Raw genomic sequence first — 16,528 nt, forward strand, 5'->3', positions numbered from 1 at the left:
GCACCGGCATGCCATAATGCGAGGGAAAGGCTCGATCCGGGGAGACGGATATGGAGACGGTCAGGGAACCGCAGCGCGTGCCCGCTGCCGAATTCATTCGCGGTTTCGCGAACTGGCGCCTGCAGGCGTCGCGCAAGCCGGTCATGGTCACGCATCACGGCAAGGATGCGCATGTGCTGATCTCCCTCGCCGACTATCGCCGCCTCGACGGCAGGGCGGAGGCGGAAGGGCGCGACGCGTTGGCGGCATCGCAGGCGGCGCTGGTCGAGGCGATCCGCGACGCGGTGATCCTCGTCGACCGCACAGGCCGTGTCGCGGGGGTCAATCCGGCGGCCGCCGATCTGCTCGAACGGGCGGCGGCCGCGCTGATCGACCGGCCCTTGCCCGACGTCCTGCCGGGGTTCGCGCGCTCGGTGCTGTTCGCGCATTTCCTGCGGATGCTCGACCATCGCGAGCGTTTCTCCGGCGAGGTGCCGGGGCTGATCGAGCCGCAGCGCTGGCTGCGTGTCGACCTCCTCCCGCTGCCGATCGGCGGGGCGATGGTGCTGCGCGACATCAGCGACGCGTGGGGGACGCGCGCCGAACAGGACGCCCGGCGCGCGCTCGCCGACGCGGTCGAGATCGACGGGACGATCGGGGTCGCTCGCGTGTCGGTGCGCGAGGCGATCGAGGCGGCCAACCCGGCGCTCGCCGCCATGATCGGCGCAAAACAGTCCGCAATCCCCCACCTCCGCTTCTCAGCGCTGCTCGCGGCCGGGCAGCGGCACGCTTTCACCGAGGCTTTCGAAGGCCTGTTCCGTACAGGCGACCCTGTTCGCATCGCGTCGGAACTGGTGACTCGTGGCGGCAGTGTTGTGTCAGTCACGCTCGCCATGGTCGAGCGGCGATCGGCCTATGCGAGCGAAGGCGCGGTAATCCTGGCGGTGCGCCGCTAGAACCAGCTTCCACGATCGATCGCACGGCTGCCGACTGGCAGGGAGAAATATTGCCCGTCCTCGCCGACAATGATCGGGCCGTCGAAGCGATTATCGGCGCCGTCGAGCAGCGCCGCGTCGAAGTAGCGCGAAGGGAGGGGCGGGACGATGTGGCTGAGGACGAGCATCCGGACGCCCGCGCGGCGTGCGCTGTCGGCGGCCTGCGCGGGGCTGGCATGATAATCGAGGATGTCGTGCATGATCCGGCCCGTCTGAGGCCGCCCGGCGGCCGTCAGGCGATCGGAGAGGTGCTGTACCATCTTCGGCTGGAGAGCCTCGTGGATCAGCAGGTCTGCACCCTTCGCCGCGGCTTCGAGCGAAGGCGACGGCGCAGTGTCGCCGCTGATCACAACGCTGCGTCCCTTGTAGTCGAAGCGATAGCCGACCGCGGGCCACACCGGGCGATGATCGACGGGAAAGGCCATGACCTGCAAACCATCCGCCGCGTAGATGGCGGTCGGCGCCGTAGGCATTGCAAAAGGCATCGCGACGGCGCCCGCCGCCGCCGGTGGCGTGATCGTAGCGCCGTGGTGCGCGGTACGGTAGCCATTATCGGCGGCATAAGCGGCGTTGAAGCCGGCAATCACCGCCTCGACGCCTTCTGGGCCGTGGACAGGAAGGGGGCTTTCGTTGCCGCTCGCGGTCCAGCGCAGCAGCATCATCGGCCCCATGCCGTCGATATGGTCCGAGTGGAAATGGGTGAGAAACAGGTCGCGGATCCGGGGATTGGGCAATCCCATCAACGAGATGTTGCGCGCTCCGCCTTCGCCCGCGTCGACCACGAACATCGCCTTGCCGGCGATCACAACGGTGCATGATCCGGCGCGGCGGCGATCGGGCAAGGGCGATCCGGTGCCGCATAAAGCGACGTGCAGGCCGTCGGGCAGGTCCGCCAGCCGATCGCGTCCGGCCGCCCGCTCGGCCCCGCGCTCAAACAGCCACAGCCCGATCGGACGCTGGAACAGGAAAGCCGCCGTGGCGGTCATACCTACGATCAGCAGCGCCCAAAGCGCCGCACGCCTGCCTCTTGTCATCATGTCCCCCACTTGTTTCCCCCTTCATGCGGCACGGAAGGCCGCTGGACAAGCCGTGCCGTTCGGCGCAACCTGCGCCCTGTTCACAGTGGTGAAGGTTGCGAGGCGCAACTTGCCGTTTACGTAAAGGTGAGCGCCCGTTAAAAGGGGCCACTGCCCAAGGGAGAATCAAAAGATGGACATGGAGTTCAGCCCCGAAGACCTCGCCTTCCAAAAGGAAGTGCGCGACTTCATCGCCGAAAACTATCCCGCCGAACTGCGCGGCAAGCAGGACGAGGGCGATGAACTCACCAAGGAGGATTTCCTCTCCTGGCACCGGATTCTCTACAAGAAGGGCTGGGTGGCGCCCGCGTGGCCGGTCGAATATGGCGGCACCGGCTGGACGCCGACGCAGCGCTTCATCTTCTCCGAGGAAACCGCTCGCGCCGACTGCATTCGCCTGATGCCGTTCGGCCTCGCGATGGTCGGTCCCGTCATCTACACCTTCGGCACGCCGGAACAGAAAGCACGCTTCCTGCCGCGCATTCTGTCGGGCGAGGATTGGTGGTGCCAAGGTTATTCGGAGCCGGGGTCGGGGTCCGACCTCGCCAGCCTGCGCACCGTGGCGGTGCGGGATGGCGACGAATATGTTGTCAACGGCCAGAAGACCTGGACGACGATGGCGCAATATGCTGACTGGGGCTTCTTCCTCGTCCGCACCGACAAGGATGCCAAGCAGCAGGAGGGCATTTCCTTCCTGCTCATCGACATGAAGTCGCCCGGCATCACCGTGCGCCCGATCATCACGCTGGGCGGCGAGCATGAGGTGAACGAGGTGTTCCTCGAGGACGTCCGTGTTCCCGTCGACCAGCGCGTCTATGAAGAGAACAAGGGCTGGACCTGCGCCAAGTTCCTGCTCGCGCACGAGCGCACCGGCATCGCCGGGGTCGCATCGTCGAAGCGCGGCGTCGAGCGCGTCAAGGCCATCGCGCGCACCGAACTCGACGGCGATCGGCCGCTGCTTGCCAACCCCTTTTTCAAACGCAAGCTCGCCGAGTTGGAGATCGACCTGACCGCGCTCGAATTCACCGAGTTGCGCGGGCTTGCCGGTCCGAACGCGGGCAAGGGGCCGGGACCGGAGTCGAGCCTGCTCAAGATTAAGGGCTCCGAAATCCAGCAGCGCCTGACCGAACTGACGCTCGAAGCGGTCGGCCATTACGGCGCGCCCTATTTCCGAGGCTTCGGAGAAGGCGACAACGAGCATCCGATCGGGCCTGACTATGCGCATCGCGCCGCGCCGACCTATTTCAACATGCGCAAGACGACGATCTATGGCGGGTCGAACGAGATTCAGCGCAACATCATCGCGAAGATGGTTCTGGGATTGTGACGGCGGCGTCCCCGCGAAAGCGGGGGCAGCAATCGGCCTTATTCGGCGCCGCAATGTGAACCTACAGCGGCCCCCGCCTTCGCGGGGGCGACGGGGATAGAAAAAATGGATTTCACTTACACCGAAACGCAGGACATGATCCGCGACACGCTGTCGCGTTTTCTGGCCGACACCTATGGCTTCGAGACGCGCCAGAAGTTCATTGCCAGCGACACGGGCCGCGACCCGGCGATCTGGACCGCGCTTGCGCAGGATCTCGGCATGCTCGGCGCTTCCTTTGCCGAGGAGCATGGCGGCCTGGGCGGCGGCGCGCTGGAAAATGCGATCATTATGGAGGAACTGGGCAAGGTCATCGCGATCGAGCCCTATCTTCCGACTGTCGTCATCGCGGGTGGCGCGCTGAAGGCGGTGGGCGGGGCGCAGGCCGACGCGCTGATCCCCGAGATCATCGCGGGCAACGCCATCGTGGCCTTCGTCTATGCTGAGCCGCAGGGCCGCTATGACCTTGCGAACCTGAAGACCAGCGCGAAGAAGGACGGCGCCGGCTGGGTGCTGAACGGGCACAAGGGCGTCGTCTATGCGGCGCCGTGGGCGACGCACCTGCTCGTCACCGCGCGCACCGGCGGCGGCCAGCGCGACCGCGACGGCGTGTCGCTGTTCCTGATCGACGCGAAGCTGCCCGGCATCGTCCGCCGCGATTATTCCACGGTCGACGGCAACCGTGCGTCCGAAATCTATTTCGAGAATGTCGCGATCCCCAGCGACGCGTTGCTCGGACAGGAAGGGGACGGCCTGCCGCTGATCGAGCAGATCGTCGACGAAGCCACGGTCGCGGTGTGCGCCGAGGCGACCGGCGTGATGCAGAAACTGCACGAAGGCACGCTCGAATATACCCAGCAGCGCAAGCAGTTCGGTGTACCGATCGCCAAGTTCCAGGTGCTTCAGCACCGCATGGTCGACATGTTCATGGAGGTCGAACAGGCTCGTTCGATGACGATCATGGGGACACTGAAGCTCGACCTGCCCGCGGCGGCGCGCATGGCGGCGGTATCGGCGGCGAAGAACAAGGTCAGCCGCGGCGCGAAGTTCGTCGGGCAGAATGCGATCCAGACCCACGGCGGTATCGGCATCACGCAGGAACTGGCGATCGGCCATTATTTCAAGCGCGCGACCCTGATCGAAGGCCAGTTCGGGAGCGCCGACTATCATATGGATCGTTACGAGCGGCTCGTGCTGGCGGAGTGAGGCGAGGCCATTCGCTTTCGGGCTTTTTCCATTCGAAATCGAATCACTCCTTACTCTCAGGGGAAGGGGCGACGCGAGCCGACCGCGATGGGCTTCGAGGCGCGTAATATTATTTCAAAGTATACAAAGGTCACATTACGTACCCCTCGTTTGGCCTCCTATGCCGGCGCGCGCCTTCCGAAAAAGCCTTCCTTCTGACAGAAGGCCGCCTGTTCCATGCGATGAAGGGGCCATGCACGGAGGCTGGCACGCGGCGATGTGGGAAAGCGCTTTTCTGGCACGCAAAGACGAGGCGGGTCGATCTGGATTCCGTTGACTTTCGATTGAAGTAGTTCGTCATCGCGAGCGAAGCGAAGCAATCCAGGGCGTTTGCCGCACAACTCTGGATTGCCGCGCAGCTTCGCCACTGCTCGCAATGACGAGTCCGCCCAATGTCATCATGTTCTAATAGGCGACGTCCACCGCGATCCGCAGCGTGCGAGGACGAAGCGGGGTTGCGTAGCCCGGCCCGTCCTCGACGAACGGCGTGCCCAGCGAAAAGCGATTGCCGCGGGCGTCGAAAAGGTTGGTGAGGGTCAGCGACAGCCCGCGCCGGGCATTGCCGAATCGCATCGCGAACCCGGTGTCGACATAGTCGCCTTGGCCTTCGCCGAGCACCGGGCCAATGCCGAGGCGCGACGGACCGACATAGTTGGCCCAGCCGCCGACGCGCAATTCCTCGTCGCCGACCGGCGCGACATAATGGACCGCGCCGCGCACCGCGTGGCTGGCGACATTGGGGATGCGGCCAAGTCGCGCCGGCGCCGCCATCGCGATCGGCGCGATCAGCGACGACAGTTCGTCGACCCGGCTGTGGTTGTAGACGGCGCCGAGTTCGAACGACAGCGCCGGACCCGGCTGCCAGGCGAGCGCGCCTGAAACGCTGGTAATCCGGCCGTTGCCGATATTGGCGGTGGTCGGAAAGCCGCTTGCGTCGATGAAATCAGCCTGGATGTCGCGCCAGCGGCTGTAGGATAGCGAGATATTGGCGTCGAAGGGGCTGGTCCCCCGTTCGCCGAAGCGCACGCCGGCTTCCCATGTCCGCACCTGGTCGTTGCGGAAGCGGCGGACGAAATGGCTGTCGATCGCGAGCCCGCCGGGGCGGAATCCCTCCTGATAGCGCGCATAGAGTGTCAGATTGGCGAAGGGCGAAGCGAGCAGAGAGGCAGAGGGCAGGAGATCGGTTTCGGTCCGGTGCGCGGTGATCGCGCGGCCCGCCATCGCGATGACGAAGGGCACGTCCTCGCCGCTGCCGCCCAGCCGGGCGTGCGACAAGCGCAGCCCGGCGGTCGCAACGAGGCGCGGAAGCAGTTCGAGCGTCGCTTCGCCATAGCCGGTGAACTCGGTGATCCGGTTGGTGACTCCGGTCAGCGGCGCGCGCAGCACCGTAGCGCCATATTCGCGGCGCTGCCGGGTCCGATTGTCGATGACACTCGCGCCGACGACCCAGCCGAGCCCAGCGTGGAAGGGGCGCGACAACCGGCTCTCGCTGACGAGCATGCGCGTTGCACTATATTGGTCGAGCACCTGCGAGGCGTTCTGCTCGCCGGTTGCGTCGAAGCGTTCGTAGAGGCGATGACGGATGAAGGCGTTATATTGGTCGAGCACCTGCGAGGGGTTCTGCTCGCTGGTCGCGTCGAAGCGCTCGTAGAGGCGATGACGGATGAAGGCGTTCGACGACTGGAAATGCAGCCCGTCCCAATCCTTGGCAATGACGATCGTGCCGAGCCCGTAGCGGGCCTTAGCATTTTGTTCGACGAGCGAATTGCGGGTGAGCGGTGGCGCGTCGCGGTCGGCATATTGCGCATCGTCGGAGACGATCGCCTGATAGACGCCGCCGAGGTCGATCGTCCACGCGTCGCCCGCATCGAAGCGGAAGGTCGCACGGCCGCCGCGCACATGGACGCGGTTGATGTCCTTCTGCCCGCGCAGCGGATTGTCGATATAGCCGCCGTCGGTGAGCATGTAGCCGACGAGGCGCAGCGCGTGGCCATCGTCCCCGACCGGCAGGTTGGTGATGGCGGCGATGTCGCCGCCCGGATCGCCATGCTGGGTGATCGAGGCGCCCGCGATCGCCTGAAGCTCCATGGCGCCTGGATTCGGCGCCTTCGGCACGACGCGGATGATGCCGCCGAGCGACCCCGCGCCATAGAGGGTGCCCTGAGGCCCCTCGAGCACCTCCACCGCGTCAACGTCGTACAGGCGCAGGTCGGGATCGGGCGCGTTGTAGCTGAGACGGATGTCGCCCAGATATTGCCCCACGGTCGCCTGCGTCGGCCCCGTGAAGCTCGAATCGGCGATGCCGCGGATGAACAGCTTGTTGCGCCCCGAGCCAAGGTGGGTCGAGGACACCGTCGCTACGCGTGAGAGGATCGAATCCATCCCGCGCTCGCCCCCGAACGCCAGATCGCCGCCATCGAGGATCGTGGCGACGCCCGCGAAACGCGAATAGGGGGTGTCGGCCTTGCTCGCCGTGACGATGATCTCGTCCTCGGGCCGGGCGACGAGATGATCGGGCACCTGCGCCCGCGGCGGCGGCGTTGCGCGCGGTGGCGAGGTTGACCGCCGTGCGACCCGCTGAACCGGCCGGCGCTCGATCCGCCAGCTCGTGTCGCTGACGCGCACGGCGCGCGCCTGCGTTCCGTCGAGCATCCGCCGGATCGCCGCATCGACGCTCATCCGCCCGCGCACCGGGCGGACGCGGCTTTTCCACAGTTCGGCGTCGGCGACGCTGATGCTGACCCCGGCCTGCCGGCTGAGCAGCGGAAGGGCCGCCGACAGATTGCCCTTCGGGACATCGAACATGCACTCCTCGGCCGCCTGCGCCGGCGCGACCAGCGCCAAGGCTGCGCCAGTGACAAGAAGGGGGTTAAACAGGAGGGGGGAGAGCCGGAACCGCATCGTCAGCGCGACAGCACCCAGCCATCGCCCTGCCGCTCGGCGCGCGTCCCCGACAGCGCAGCGAGGTCTGTTACGGTGCGGGCGGGGTGTTTTGCGAGGATCAACGCGCCGCGGAAGCGGGTGTCGGCAGCGTTGGGGGCGATCCGCAGGTCGATGCCGGCGGTGCGCCGCAGGTCTTCCGCCACGTCGGTCAGCCGCGTGTCGTTGTAGACGAGCAGCCCGGTGCGCCAGCCGCCGACGTTGGCGACGTCGATCGCGTGCGGCGCCGGTGCCGCGCGGTCGCCGTCGCGGGCCTCCAGCCCCTGTCCGGCGACGACGCGGACATTCTCGCGCCGGGGGTTGTAGGCGACCACGCCCTCCGACACCGCTACCGCGGTGCGGCCGTTCGCGCGCACGACGTTGAAGGCGGTGCCGAGGTCGACGAGTTCGGCGCCGCCCGCTTCGACGACGAAGGGTTCGTCCGCACGGTGGACGACATGGAACATCGCTTCGCCGCGTTCGAGCCGCGCGAACCGGGGGCGATCGTCGTCGAGGATGAGGAGCGAGGCGCCGTTGACCTCGATCCGCGATCCGTCGGCCAGCGCAAGGGTACGGTGCTCGCCCGCCGCGGTCTCGATACGGCTGGTGCCGTCGAACAGGCCGAGGCTCGAGAGGCTGATGGCCCCGACCAGCGCCGCGGCGACCGCGCCACCGAACCACGCCCGCCGCGACGGTCCGCGCCGCACGGACGGCTCGGATCGCCGGGTGGGGGGCAGGGCGTCGAGATCGGCATCGAGGCCGGCAATGGCGTCATAGGCCGCGCCGTGCCCCGGATCGGCCGCGAGCCAGTCGGCAAACGCATCCCATTCGGCAAAGCTGGGATCGCGCTGGCGCACGACCCAGTCGATCGCCTGCGCCTCGATGGCGGAATCGCGATCAGGGCGCATCGAATTGCCTCCTTGCCGCCGCGAGCGCGGCATAGACCTTGCGCAGGTCGGCTTCGACCGTGCTGAGGCTCACCCCCATCTCGGCGGCTATATCGCGCTGCTGGACGCCGTCGACCCGGAAACGGCGAAAGATGTGCGCGGAGCGCTCGCCGGTCGCCGCGATCGTGCGTTCGACCATCGCCAGCTGCTCGCGCGAGATCAGCGCGCGCTCGGCCGACGGAGGCTCGGCCGCCGCCGTCTCGCTCCACGCCCGGTCGCGCAGCGCGCGTTGGCGCGCGGCGCGATAGCGGTCGAGCATCAGGTTGTTGGCCGATCGCATCACATAGGACAGCGGGTTCGCGATCGGCCCGGTCGGCCGTTCGGTCAGCCGCATCCACAGATCCTGAAACAGATCCTCCGCCTGGTCGCCCGCGCCGCGCAGTTCGAGGAAACGGACGACCTGCGCCCGGTGGGCGAGCAATACGCCTTCGATGCCGTGCGCGGCCTCGTCTCGATCGGTCGCCTGGGTCATGAAATACCTGGTTCGGAACGTCGCCTGCAGTGCGCCGGCGCCCACGCCGCCGGCCCGGTCCTCCGGTCCCCTGATGGCGCCGTGATATAGCGCCACCTGCGACATCCGCAACCGTGACGCGGCGATGCCGGACGGCATCGAGGTCGGGCGGGGAAGGGTGAGGGCGGTCATGGCGGTGTCCGATGGGCGTTTGGCGTCGGCCGGTTGGCAAGGGGGAAGCATGGGTGAGGAGGGGCGCTTCCCCCTTGCCGCGAGGCTGCCTCGGGGGTTAGAGGCCGACCCGCAAGCTCGCACGGAATGCCCAGCCGAAGTGGCTCTGCTGCTCCTCCGCCGACAGTTCGGCGCCGACCTGGAAGGCCGAATTGCCGCCGATGCCGCGGATGCGGCCGATCCAGCCGCTGGTGCGCGCATCGGGGGTCAGGGTGAAGGGCGTGCCGTCCTTGAACGAAGCGACCGTCGTGCCGAGCGTGCCACTGACGATCTCGCGCCGCCCGCCCTCGATCTCGAAACGCGTCCAGCCGTCATATTGGTCGGAACCGCCGAAATCGAGACCGAGCGCCACGGTGCCCGACACCGCCAGTTCGTCACTGTCGCGGCCGAGGACGTTGAGGTCGAGCGCGTCGCCGCCGCCCGTTTCCTGATAGCCGTCCTCCTTCAGCTTGTAATAGTCGACCGCGACCGTCGGACGGAAGGACAGGCCGCCGAGGCGCCCGTCGTGCGCGACCGAACCCGAAGCCGACCACAGCGTCGCGTCCCATTTGCCGCGCATCGTCTTTTCGATTGCCTTGCCGTCCACCTCGGCGCGGAATACGCGCGTGCCCTTCAGGCTGACCGGGGCGCCCGACACGCGGGCGTTGGCCAGCCAGCCGTTCGAGCGCAGCCGCCAGTGGAGCGCGCCCTCCCATTGGCTGGAGCTGACCTCGTTGTCGTTGCTGCCGTTGCTGTCCTTGCCGCTGAGGAAGGCGACCGACCCGCCGAAATTGCCGACGCCGGTCTCGATCTCCGCCCCGAGCGAAATGCCCCAGCCCGAGACGTCGTAGCTCGCGGTGTTGCCGAGCCCCTTGGACGTGCCCCAGACTGCCTGGTTGACCCAATAGCCCCATTTCCCCTCGTCCTGATAGGGTGCGTTGGGGTCCTGAAGGTGGCGCGCCAGCGCGCGCGAGCCCGAAGTGAGCGTTTCGAACACCCCGCCTTCATGTTCGGGGAGCATCTGCTGCATCTGGCCGCGGAACTGTTCGCCATCGGTGATCCCGAGAAAGGCGCCCTCGATCGCCTCGTCGGCGGTGAGCGCCTCGAACACCGCGTCGAAGGCGCCCGCTTCGGAGCGGTTGAGGCCGAGTTCGGCCACGCTCTTGCGCGAGACATCGACGATGAGCTGGGTCGCGGTCGAACTCAGCACGCCCTTGTAGAGGAAGGGAAGCAGCGTCGTTTCGGCGGTCAGCTTGTCGGCGCCGGTCAGCGACCCCGCTGTGACGACGATATGTTCGCCCTCGGCATTTTCGATGCTCGACAGCTTGAGCGCGAGCTTCGATCCTTCGCCGAAGCCGGCATTGCCCTGCACCGTCAGCGCGGTTCCGGCAGCGCCGTCGTCGAGCGTCACGCCGAGGACGCCGTTCCCCGCGACCGAAAGCGACGCGATGGTCGCGGCGCCGGTCACGTCGAACGTGCCGCCGTCGACGCTCACCGCCAGCCCCTGCGCATTGGAGAGACGGCCCGAGAACAGGCCCTTGCCGGCGATCGACAGCGTATCCGCGCCGCCGCCGAAATCGACGTCGCCCCGGAAACTCGATGTGCCCGCGAGCGTCACGCTGTCATTGCCGCCGCCGAAGCTGGCGTTGCCGGTATAGGCCGCGTCGCCCGAGAGCTTGAGCTGGTTGTCGCCGGCACCGAAAGAGGCGTTGCCCTTCACCGTGCCGTCGGCGACGTCGAAGATGTCGCTGCCGGCGCCGAAGCGCACGTCGCCGACGATGGAGGGCGCGGCAACGCCAGCCGCGACCTCGGTCTGCTTCACGGTCGCGCCGGCGCCGTTCGCCGACAGGTCGATCGCGACATTGCGACCCGAGCCCACCGCGGCGCCGGTGGCGCTGATCGTGCCGCTGTTTTCGATCAGGTCTACGGTTCCCGACGCGTCGAAGATCGCGCGCGCGGTACCGTCCTCGCCGCTTGCCTTCGCGCTGATCGTGCCGCTGTTGCGGACCAGTGCCACATCGGCGCCGCTGTCGATGCGCAGCGCGGTGGAGATGGCCGTCGCCGTGCCGCCGCCCGCGGCCTCGACCTTGCCGGCGATGCGGACCTCCGGAACCGTCGCGCCGGCACCGATCAGGATCGCGGTCGCCGAACTGTCCTTCGACAGCGCGCTGACCGTCCCGGCGACGCCCATGCCGCCCGCGATGTCGACCGCGCCGCCCATGCCGCCGATCTGCACGCCGAGCCCGTCGATACCTGCGTAGAGCCCGTTGCCCGTGACGGTGCCGTCGATGATCAGCCCGAAGCCGGTTCCGGTGCCCGCAACCGCGCCGATCGCGATATCCCGGCCCGTCGCGCCGATCCGCATCGCGGGCGCCGAGCCATAGGAGCGGACCGCGGCGGAGCCTTCCTTCGCGTCCTCGATGCCGTCATTATCCTTGTCGGTGCCCGTTCCGCTGCCGTCCTTCGGAGGCACGGCGAGGATGATGCCGCCGGTCACGTCGCCCTCGATCGACAGCGCCGGACCGCCGATCAGCAGATCGTCGGCATCGAGCTTCGACGGGTCGGCCGGCGGGGTCGTGGTGCGATAGCCGGTCGCCGTCAGGCTTCCCTGCACGACGAGCGCGCCGTCGATGTCGCCCGCCAATCGCGCCGCGGTGGCGTTCTGGCCCGTCGCGGCAATGGTCCCGGCCAGCCGGACATTGCCCGTCACATCCTGCAACCCGACGCCCAGCGCATTGTCGCCGAGCACGGTGACGGTACCGTCGTTGGTGAACTTGCCGGTCAGGGGGCCGCCGAGCCGGATGCCCGCCGAATCATTGCCCTCGATCGTGATCGCGCCCGAATTGACGATATCGCCCGTGAAGGCGCCGCCGGTCGCGATTCCCGTGCGGTTGCGACCGACGGCGAAAGGTCCGTCGATGTCGCCATCATTGTCGATGTCGGTCGGTGCGTAGGATTCGTCGATGATGATCTTGCCCGTCGCCGCGTTGGTGATCGAACCCGTCGTTCCCGCGCCGGCGAAGATTCCGGTGGCGTCGTCGGCGTCGCCGATCGCGATCGTGCCTTCGTTCGCGACCTTGTGGTTGCTGTCGATGGTCACGGCGGTGCCGCCGGTCGGCTTGATCGAACCGTCCTTGCCGATCCGGATGTCGTCGGCCGCGCCGGCGTTGACCGTGGAGGTCCGCACCGGGGTCGTCGTGGCGGTGCCGATCGTCGTTTCGGCATGAACGGGCGCCGCCGTCATGGCGGCAAGGCAGGTCGATGCCAGCAGGGTCTTGCGCATGGAAATCCTCTTTTGATCGCAGGGAATGTCCTCCCGGGACAATCGCAAGACGGAGCCGCCACGCCGCGGCCTTGAAACATATTTTCCGGACAGGCGTTCTCCATGCGAAAGTCGGGGGAGGGCTGATCACGCGGAACAGTTCATCGCGTAATTCCAAGCATCTATCCCGACGACACGCCGAAGCCGGCAACCTTCCGGAACGATTTCGGAATGGCGCACGTTGCGCTCCTCGATTTGCATGGAACGGCAGATTGAGCGCGGGGAGGACCATTTTTTCTCTCCGCCACGCAGTCAATTCAAGGAGAGATCATGCGTAAGAATGCGATTATGTCCGTCGTGGCGGCGAGTTTCCTCATTTCGCCGGTCGCCGTGTTCGCCCAGTCGACGGACACCCCGGACCCGACGGAAGAACCCGCTCCGGCGCCGACCGAAGAACCGGCCCCCGCGCCGGCACCGCAGCCCACCGAAGAGCCGGCGCCCGCCCCGACGGACGAGCCCGCACCCGCTCCGACCGAAGAGCCCGCACCGGCTCCGGGCCCGCAGGCCTGATCCAATCGGATCGGAAAAGAAGAAGGGCGGCCGGCGCGATCCGGTCGCCCTTTTTCTGTCCCATACCCCCTCTATAAGCTGTCCGGGGGGCCGGCCGAGCGAACGGCGGACGACCTCGACCTGCCCCACATATTTGTCGGGGACATTTCCGAGGGGGAAGGGGCATGACGAGGGGAAGCGACAGATCCGATCCGCTGGCGCCGCGGACGGGCCTTGCCGATCTGTCGCCGGCCTATTTCGGGCTGGTCATGGCCACCGGCATCGTCTCTCTCGCGGCCTCGATGATGGCGCATCCGAACATCGCCCGCGCGCTGTTCTATCTCAATATCGTGCAATATGCCGTGCTGTGCCTGCTGTATGCGGCGCGGGCGTGGCGCTATCCGCGCCGGTTCTTCGGCGACATGGTCGAACATCTGACCGGGCCGGGCTATTTCACGGCGGTCGCCGGCACCTGCATTCTGGCGAGCCAGTTCCTCATTCTCGACGGCAATGTCGCGGCGGGCAAGGCGCTGTGGCTGTTCGCTGCCATCCTCTGGCTTTGCCTGACCTACACGATCTTCACCGCCCTGACGGTGCGGCACAACAAGCCGACGCTCGACAAGGGGATCAGCGGAAGCTGGCTTCTGGCGGTGGTGGCGACCCAGGCGATCTCCGTTTCCAGCGCGCTGCTCGCCGCGCGCATCGGCCAGCCCTACCGGCTCGAGTTTAACCTGCTGGCGCTGTCGATGTGGCTGTGGGGCGGCATGCTCTATATCTGGATGATGTCGCTGATCTTCTATCGCTATGTCTTCTTTCATTTTTCGCCGGGCGACCTTGCGCCGCCCTATTGGATCAACATGGGCGCGATGGCGATCTCGACGCTGGCCGGCTCGCTACTCATCCTGAACGCGCCCCACGCGCCGTTTCTGACATCGCTGCTGCCGTTCCTGAAGGGGGTCACGGTGTTCTACTGGGCGACGGGAACCTGGTGGATCCCGATGCTGGTCCTGCTCAGCATCTGGCGGCACGGTTACGAGCGTTTCCCGCTGCGCTACGACCCGCTTTACTGGGGCGCGGTGTTTCCGCTCGGCATGTACGCGGCCAGCACATGGCAGATGAACCGGGCGATGGAACTCGATTTCCTGTTCGCGCTGCCCCGCGCCTTCTTCTGGATCGCCCTGACCGCGTGGACGATCACATTCTACGGCATGCTGCGCGCGCTGATACGCGGGGCGCGGCCGAGCCGGAGCTGATCCTTGCCGGCGGGGTCATATTGGCGGACAGGGTGGGATTCGAACCCACGGTGAGCTTGCACCCACGGCGGTTTTCAAGACCGCTGCCTTAAACCACTCGGCCACCTGTCCTTTGCGGACGCCATAGCGTGCGGATGACACGCGGCAAGCGAAACATCCCGCCACGGCCCGGCGCGGCTTTGACTCGGGTCGTCGCAGCATCGCGCGTTCAAGGCTGGTGCATCGGCGTCATTCCTTGCCTATGGGTAAGCGATGACACGCAGCAAGCAATTCGGATTCGGGCGCCTTTTCCGTTCTTCGGCCACGATATTGTCGGCTTGGCTGCTGGCCGCTTCGGCGCCGGTGCAGGCCCAGGCGAGCGGCGACGCGGGGTTCGATACCTATGTCCAGTCGCTGTGGCCCAAGGCGCAGGCGCGCGGCGTATCGCGAACGACTTTCGACAGCGTGACGGCGGGGCTGCGCTACAATGCGCGGGTGGTGGCGCTCGACCGCGACAATCTGGGCAGTCCGCCGACACCCGACACGCCGATTCCGGCCTTCGCTCCGTACAAGGCCAAGCATGTCGACGCCGCGCGGATCAACGGCGGGCGACGCGTCCACGACCGGCTGCTGCCGCTGCTGTCGCGCATCGAGCAGCGCACGGGTGTTCCGACGAGCATCATGATCGCGATCTTCGGCCACGAAACCGCCTATGGCGCGGTGACAGGCAATTTCGATCTGCCCGAAGCGCTTGCGACGCTCGCCTATGAGGGGCGGCGGCGCAGCCTGTTCGAGCCCGAGTTCCTCGCGACGCTGGAAATGGTCGAGAAGGGCGTGCCACGCAGCGTGCTGAAAGGAAGCTGGGCCGGCGCCTTCGGCTATCCGCAATTCCTGCCCTCGGTCTATCTGCAGGTCGCCGAGGACGGCGACGGCGACGGCGTCGCGCGCATCTGGTCGAGCGAAGCCGACGCGATCGAATCGATCGGCGCCTATCTGCGCCGCGCCGGCTGGCGGCAGGGCGAGCCGTGGGGCGTCGCGGTGCGCGTTCCGGACGGCTTCGACCGCGTCCGCTTCGCGACGCGCCTCCAGCCGACGCGCTGTCCGCGGGTGTTCGCGCGCTACAGCCGCTGGCGCAGCATGGCCGAATGGCGCGCCGACGGTTTCCAGCCGATCGGCGGCCGCTGGCCCGACGGCGCGATCCAGGCGACGCTGCTCGAGCCCGACGGCCCGGGCAAGACCGCCTATTTGCTGACCGGCAATTATCGTGCGATACTCGACTATAATTGCTCCAACTTTTATGCGCTGTCTGTGGGGTTGCTGGCCGATGAGATCGATCGTTAGGGGCGGGGTACTGGCCGGAGCGGCATTGCTGCTGTCGGCCTGTGGGGGTTTCGGCGGCGAGCGCGGCGGGTCCGCTCCGGGGCCTGCGCCCGCACCGGTGCCCGCGACCGCCGACGGCCCGGCGATGCTGGGCGAGCCCTATGCGATCGGCGGCGTCACCTACACCCCCGCCGATATCCCCGATTATGACGAGGTCGGCTACGCGGGCCTGTATGGCGATGAACGCGCCGGAAACCCCACCGCGAACGGCGAGACCTTCGACCCCGCCGCGATCAGCGCGGCGCACAAGACGCTGCCGCTGCCAAGCTATGTCGAGGTCACCGCGCTCGATACCGGACGCACGATCCTGGTGCGCATCAACGATCGCGGGCCGATGGCGAACGACCGGCTGATCGACCTGTCGCGCGGCGCGGCGCAGCAGCTCGGCCTGACCGACGGCGTGGCGGCGGTGCGCGTGCGGCGCACCAATCCGCCCGCCGCCGAAAGAGCGCAGCTTCGCGCGGGCAGGGCAGTGCCCGAGCGGCTGGCCACTCCCGATTCGCTGCTCGCCATTCTGCGCACCAAGCTGAAGGACGTGCCGAAACCCAAGCCCGCTGCCGTCGCGGCGCCGCAGCCGGCCGCCCCGATCGCGTCGGGCCACGCGAAGCCGGGCGACGACCGCTTCATCGTCGAGGGACCCGCTGCCGCGGCCGCGCCCAAGGCACCGGAAAAGCCCGCGGCGGCGCCGGCAGCGACCGGCGGCGGCTATGTCGTGCAGGTCGCGGCGTTCAGCACCGAAGCGCGCGCCGCCGCCGCGGCGAAGACGGTCGGCGGCACGGTAAGCCGGGCCGGCAAGCTGTGGCGCGTGCGGATCGGCCCCTTCGCCAGCGACGGCGAGGCGCAGGGCGCGCTGGGCAAGGCGAAGGCGAAGGGGTTCCGCGACGCCGTCGTTATACGCGACCGCTGAGACGCCTCGC

The 16,528-nt window shown here is 67.5% G+C and carries 12 protein-coding genes and 1 tRNA gene; 7 read left to right on the plus strand and 6 right to left on the minus strand.

All coding sequences use genetic code 11. The features are described 5' to 3' along the window. Window positions 1-50: 50 nt before the first annotated feature. Entirely contained in the window at window positions 51-935 is an 885-nt protein-coding gene (locus tag AC2S9W_RS13610) for a PAS domain-containing protein (RefSeq protein ID WP_486571023.1), read from the plus strand. Here the strand turns inward: AC2S9W_RS13610 and AC2S9W_RS13615 are convergent. Continuing rightward, complete coding sequence (locus AC2S9W_RS13615) at window positions 932-2,011, minus strand: MBL fold metallo-hydrolase (RefSeq protein WP_076075392.1); 1,080 nt, start codon at window positions 2,009-2,011, stop codon at window positions 932-934. The genes AC2S9W_RS13610 and AC2S9W_RS13615 overlap by 4 nt on opposite strands. 172 nt (window positions 2,012-2,183) lie before the next feature. On the opposite strand from AC2S9W_RS13615, the gene AC2S9W_RS13620 reads away from it, so the two are divergent. Then, entirely contained in the window at window positions 2,184-3,377 is a 1,194-nt protein-coding gene (locus tag AC2S9W_RS13620; RefSeq protein ID WP_076075389.1) for an acyl-CoA dehydrogenase family protein, read from the plus strand. A gap of 105 nt (window positions 3,378-3,482) precedes the next feature. Next, window positions 3,483-4,622, plus strand: a complete 1,140-nt coding sequence (locus AC2S9W_RS13625) for an acyl-CoA dehydrogenase family protein (RefSeq protein WP_104959653.1) — start codon at window positions 3,483-3,485, stop codon at window positions 4,620-4,622. A gap of 444 nt (window positions 4,623-5,066) precedes the next feature. On the opposite strand, the gene AC2S9W_RS13630 is transcribed toward AC2S9W_RS13625, so the two are convergent. The 4 genes from AC2S9W_RS13630 to AC2S9W_RS13645 all read right to left on the minus strand — a co-directional run bounded on the left by AC2S9W_RS13630 (window position 5,067) and on the right by AC2S9W_RS13645 (window position 12,471). After that, complete coding sequence (locus AC2S9W_RS13630) at window positions 5,067-7,562, minus strand: TonB-dependent receptor (protein ID WP_104959654.1); 2,496 nt, start codon at window positions 7,560-7,562, stop codon at window positions 5,067-5,069. A gap of 2 nt (window positions 7,563-7,564) precedes the next feature. Then, complete coding sequence (locus tag AC2S9W_RS13635) at window positions 7,565-8,488, minus strand: FecR family protein (protein WP_486571024.1); 924 nt, start codon at window positions 8,486-8,488, stop codon at window positions 7,565-7,567. After that, window positions 8,478-9,170 carry an RNA polymerase sigma factor gene (locus AC2S9W_RS13640; protein WP_324787714.1) on the minus strand — a complete coding sequence of 231 codons (693 nt, stop codon included), beginning with the start codon at window positions 9,168-9,170 and terminating at the stop codon, window positions 8,478-8,480. The genes AC2S9W_RS13635 and AC2S9W_RS13640 overlap by 11 nt, the downstream gene beginning before the upstream one ends. A gap of 97 nt (window positions 9,171-9,267) precedes the next feature. Beyond that, window positions 9,268-12,471 carry an autotransporter outer membrane beta-barrel domain-containing protein gene (locus tag AC2S9W_RS13645; protein ID WP_486571025.1) on the minus strand — a complete coding sequence of 1,068 codons (3,204 nt, stop codon included), beginning with the start codon at window positions 12,469-12,471 and terminating at the stop codon, window positions 9,268-9,270. Window positions 12,472-12,780: 309 nt separating this feature from the next. On the opposite strand from AC2S9W_RS13645, the gene AC2S9W_RS13650 reads away from it, so the two are divergent. Continuing rightward, window positions 12,781-13,020 carry a hypothetical protein gene (locus AC2S9W_RS13650; protein ID WP_076075378.1) on the plus strand — a complete coding sequence of 80 codons (240 nt, stop codon included), beginning with the start codon at window positions 12,781-12,783 and terminating at the stop codon, window positions 13,018-13,020. A 164-nt stretch (window positions 13,021-13,184) separates the two neighbouring features. After that, the gene (locus AC2S9W_RS13655; protein ID WP_104959655.1) at window positions 13,185-14,252 is read left to right on the plus strand and encodes a tellurite resistance/C4-dicarboxylate transporter family protein; all 1,068 of its coding nucleotides are present in this window, start codon (window positions 13,185-13,187) and stop codon (window positions 14,250-14,252) included. A 21-nt stretch (window positions 14,253-14,273) separates the two neighbouring features. On the opposite strand, the gene AC2S9W_RS13660 is transcribed toward AC2S9W_RS13655, so the two are convergent. Further along, a tRNA-Ser gene (locus tag AC2S9W_RS13660) sits at window positions 14,274-14,363 on the minus strand. Window positions 14,364-14,504: 141 nt separating this feature from the next. On the opposite strand from AC2S9W_RS13660, the gene AC2S9W_RS13665 reads away from it, so the two are divergent. Both AC2S9W_RS13665 and AC2S9W_RS13670 read left to right on the plus strand, forming a co-directional pair. Further along, window positions 14,505-15,572: a lytic murein transglycosylase gene (locus tag AC2S9W_RS13665; protein WP_076075373.1), complete on the plus strand. Its 1,068-nt coding sequence runs from the start codon at window positions 14,505-14,507 to the stop codon at window positions 15,570-15,572. After that, window positions 15,556-16,518 carry a septal ring lytic transglycosylase RlpA family protein gene (locus AC2S9W_RS13670; RefSeq protein ID WP_104959661.1) on the plus strand — a complete coding sequence of 321 codons (963 nt, stop codon included), beginning with the start codon at window positions 15,556-15,558 and terminating at the stop codon, window positions 16,516-16,518. The genes AC2S9W_RS13665 and AC2S9W_RS13670 overlap by 17 nt, the downstream gene beginning before the upstream one ends. Window positions 16,519-16,528: the final 10 nt, after the last annotated feature.

It is taken from the genome of Sphingopyxis sp. 550B (assembly GCF_057401805.1).

Coding starts and splice junctions, on each gene's coding strand:
- AC2S9W_RS13610 (WP_486571023.1), top strand. CDS start 51: ATGGAGACGGTCAGGGAACCGCAGCGCGTGCCCGCTGCCGAATTCATT.
- AC2S9W_RS13615 (WP_076075392.1), bottom strand. CDS start 2,011: ATGATGACAAGAGGCAGGCGTGCGGCGCTTTGGGCGCTGCTGATCGTA.
- AC2S9W_RS13620 (WP_076075389.1), top strand. CDS start 2,184: ATGGACATGGAGTTCAGCCCCGAAGACCTCGCCTTCCAAAAGGAAGTG.
- AC2S9W_RS13625 (WP_104959653.1), top strand. CDS start 3,483: ATGGATTTCACTTACACCGAAACGCAGGACATGATCCGCGACACGCTG.
- AC2S9W_RS13630 (WP_104959654.1), bottom strand. CDS start 7,562: ATGCGGTTCCGGCTCTCCCCCCTCCTGTTTAACCCCCTTCTTGTCACT.
- AC2S9W_RS13635 (WP_486571024.1), bottom strand. CDS start 8,488: ATGCGCCCTGATCGCGATTCCGCCATCGAGGCGCAGGCGATCGACTGG.
- AC2S9W_RS13640 (WP_324787714.1), bottom strand. CDS start 9,170: ATGACCGCCCTCACCCTTCCCCGCCCGACCTCGATGCCGTCCGGCATC.
- AC2S9W_RS13645 (WP_486571025.1), bottom strand. CDS start 12,471: ATGCGCAAGACCCTGCTGGCATCGACCTGCCTTGCCGCCATGACGGCG.
- AC2S9W_RS13650 (WP_076075378.1), top strand. CDS start 12,781: ATGCGTAAGAATGCGATTATGTCCGTCGTGGCGGCGAGTTTCCTCATT.
- AC2S9W_RS13655 (WP_104959655.1), top strand. CDS start 13,185: ATGACGAGGGGAAGCGACAGATCCGATCCGCTGGCGCCGCGGACGGGC.
- AC2S9W_RS13665 (WP_076075373.1), top strand. CDS start 14,505: ATGACACGCAGCAAGCAATTCGGATTCGGGCGCCTTTTCCGTTCTTCG.
- AC2S9W_RS13670 (WP_104959661.1), top strand. CDS start 15,556: ATGAGATCGATCGTTAGGGGCGGGGTACTGGCCGGAGCGGCATTGCTG.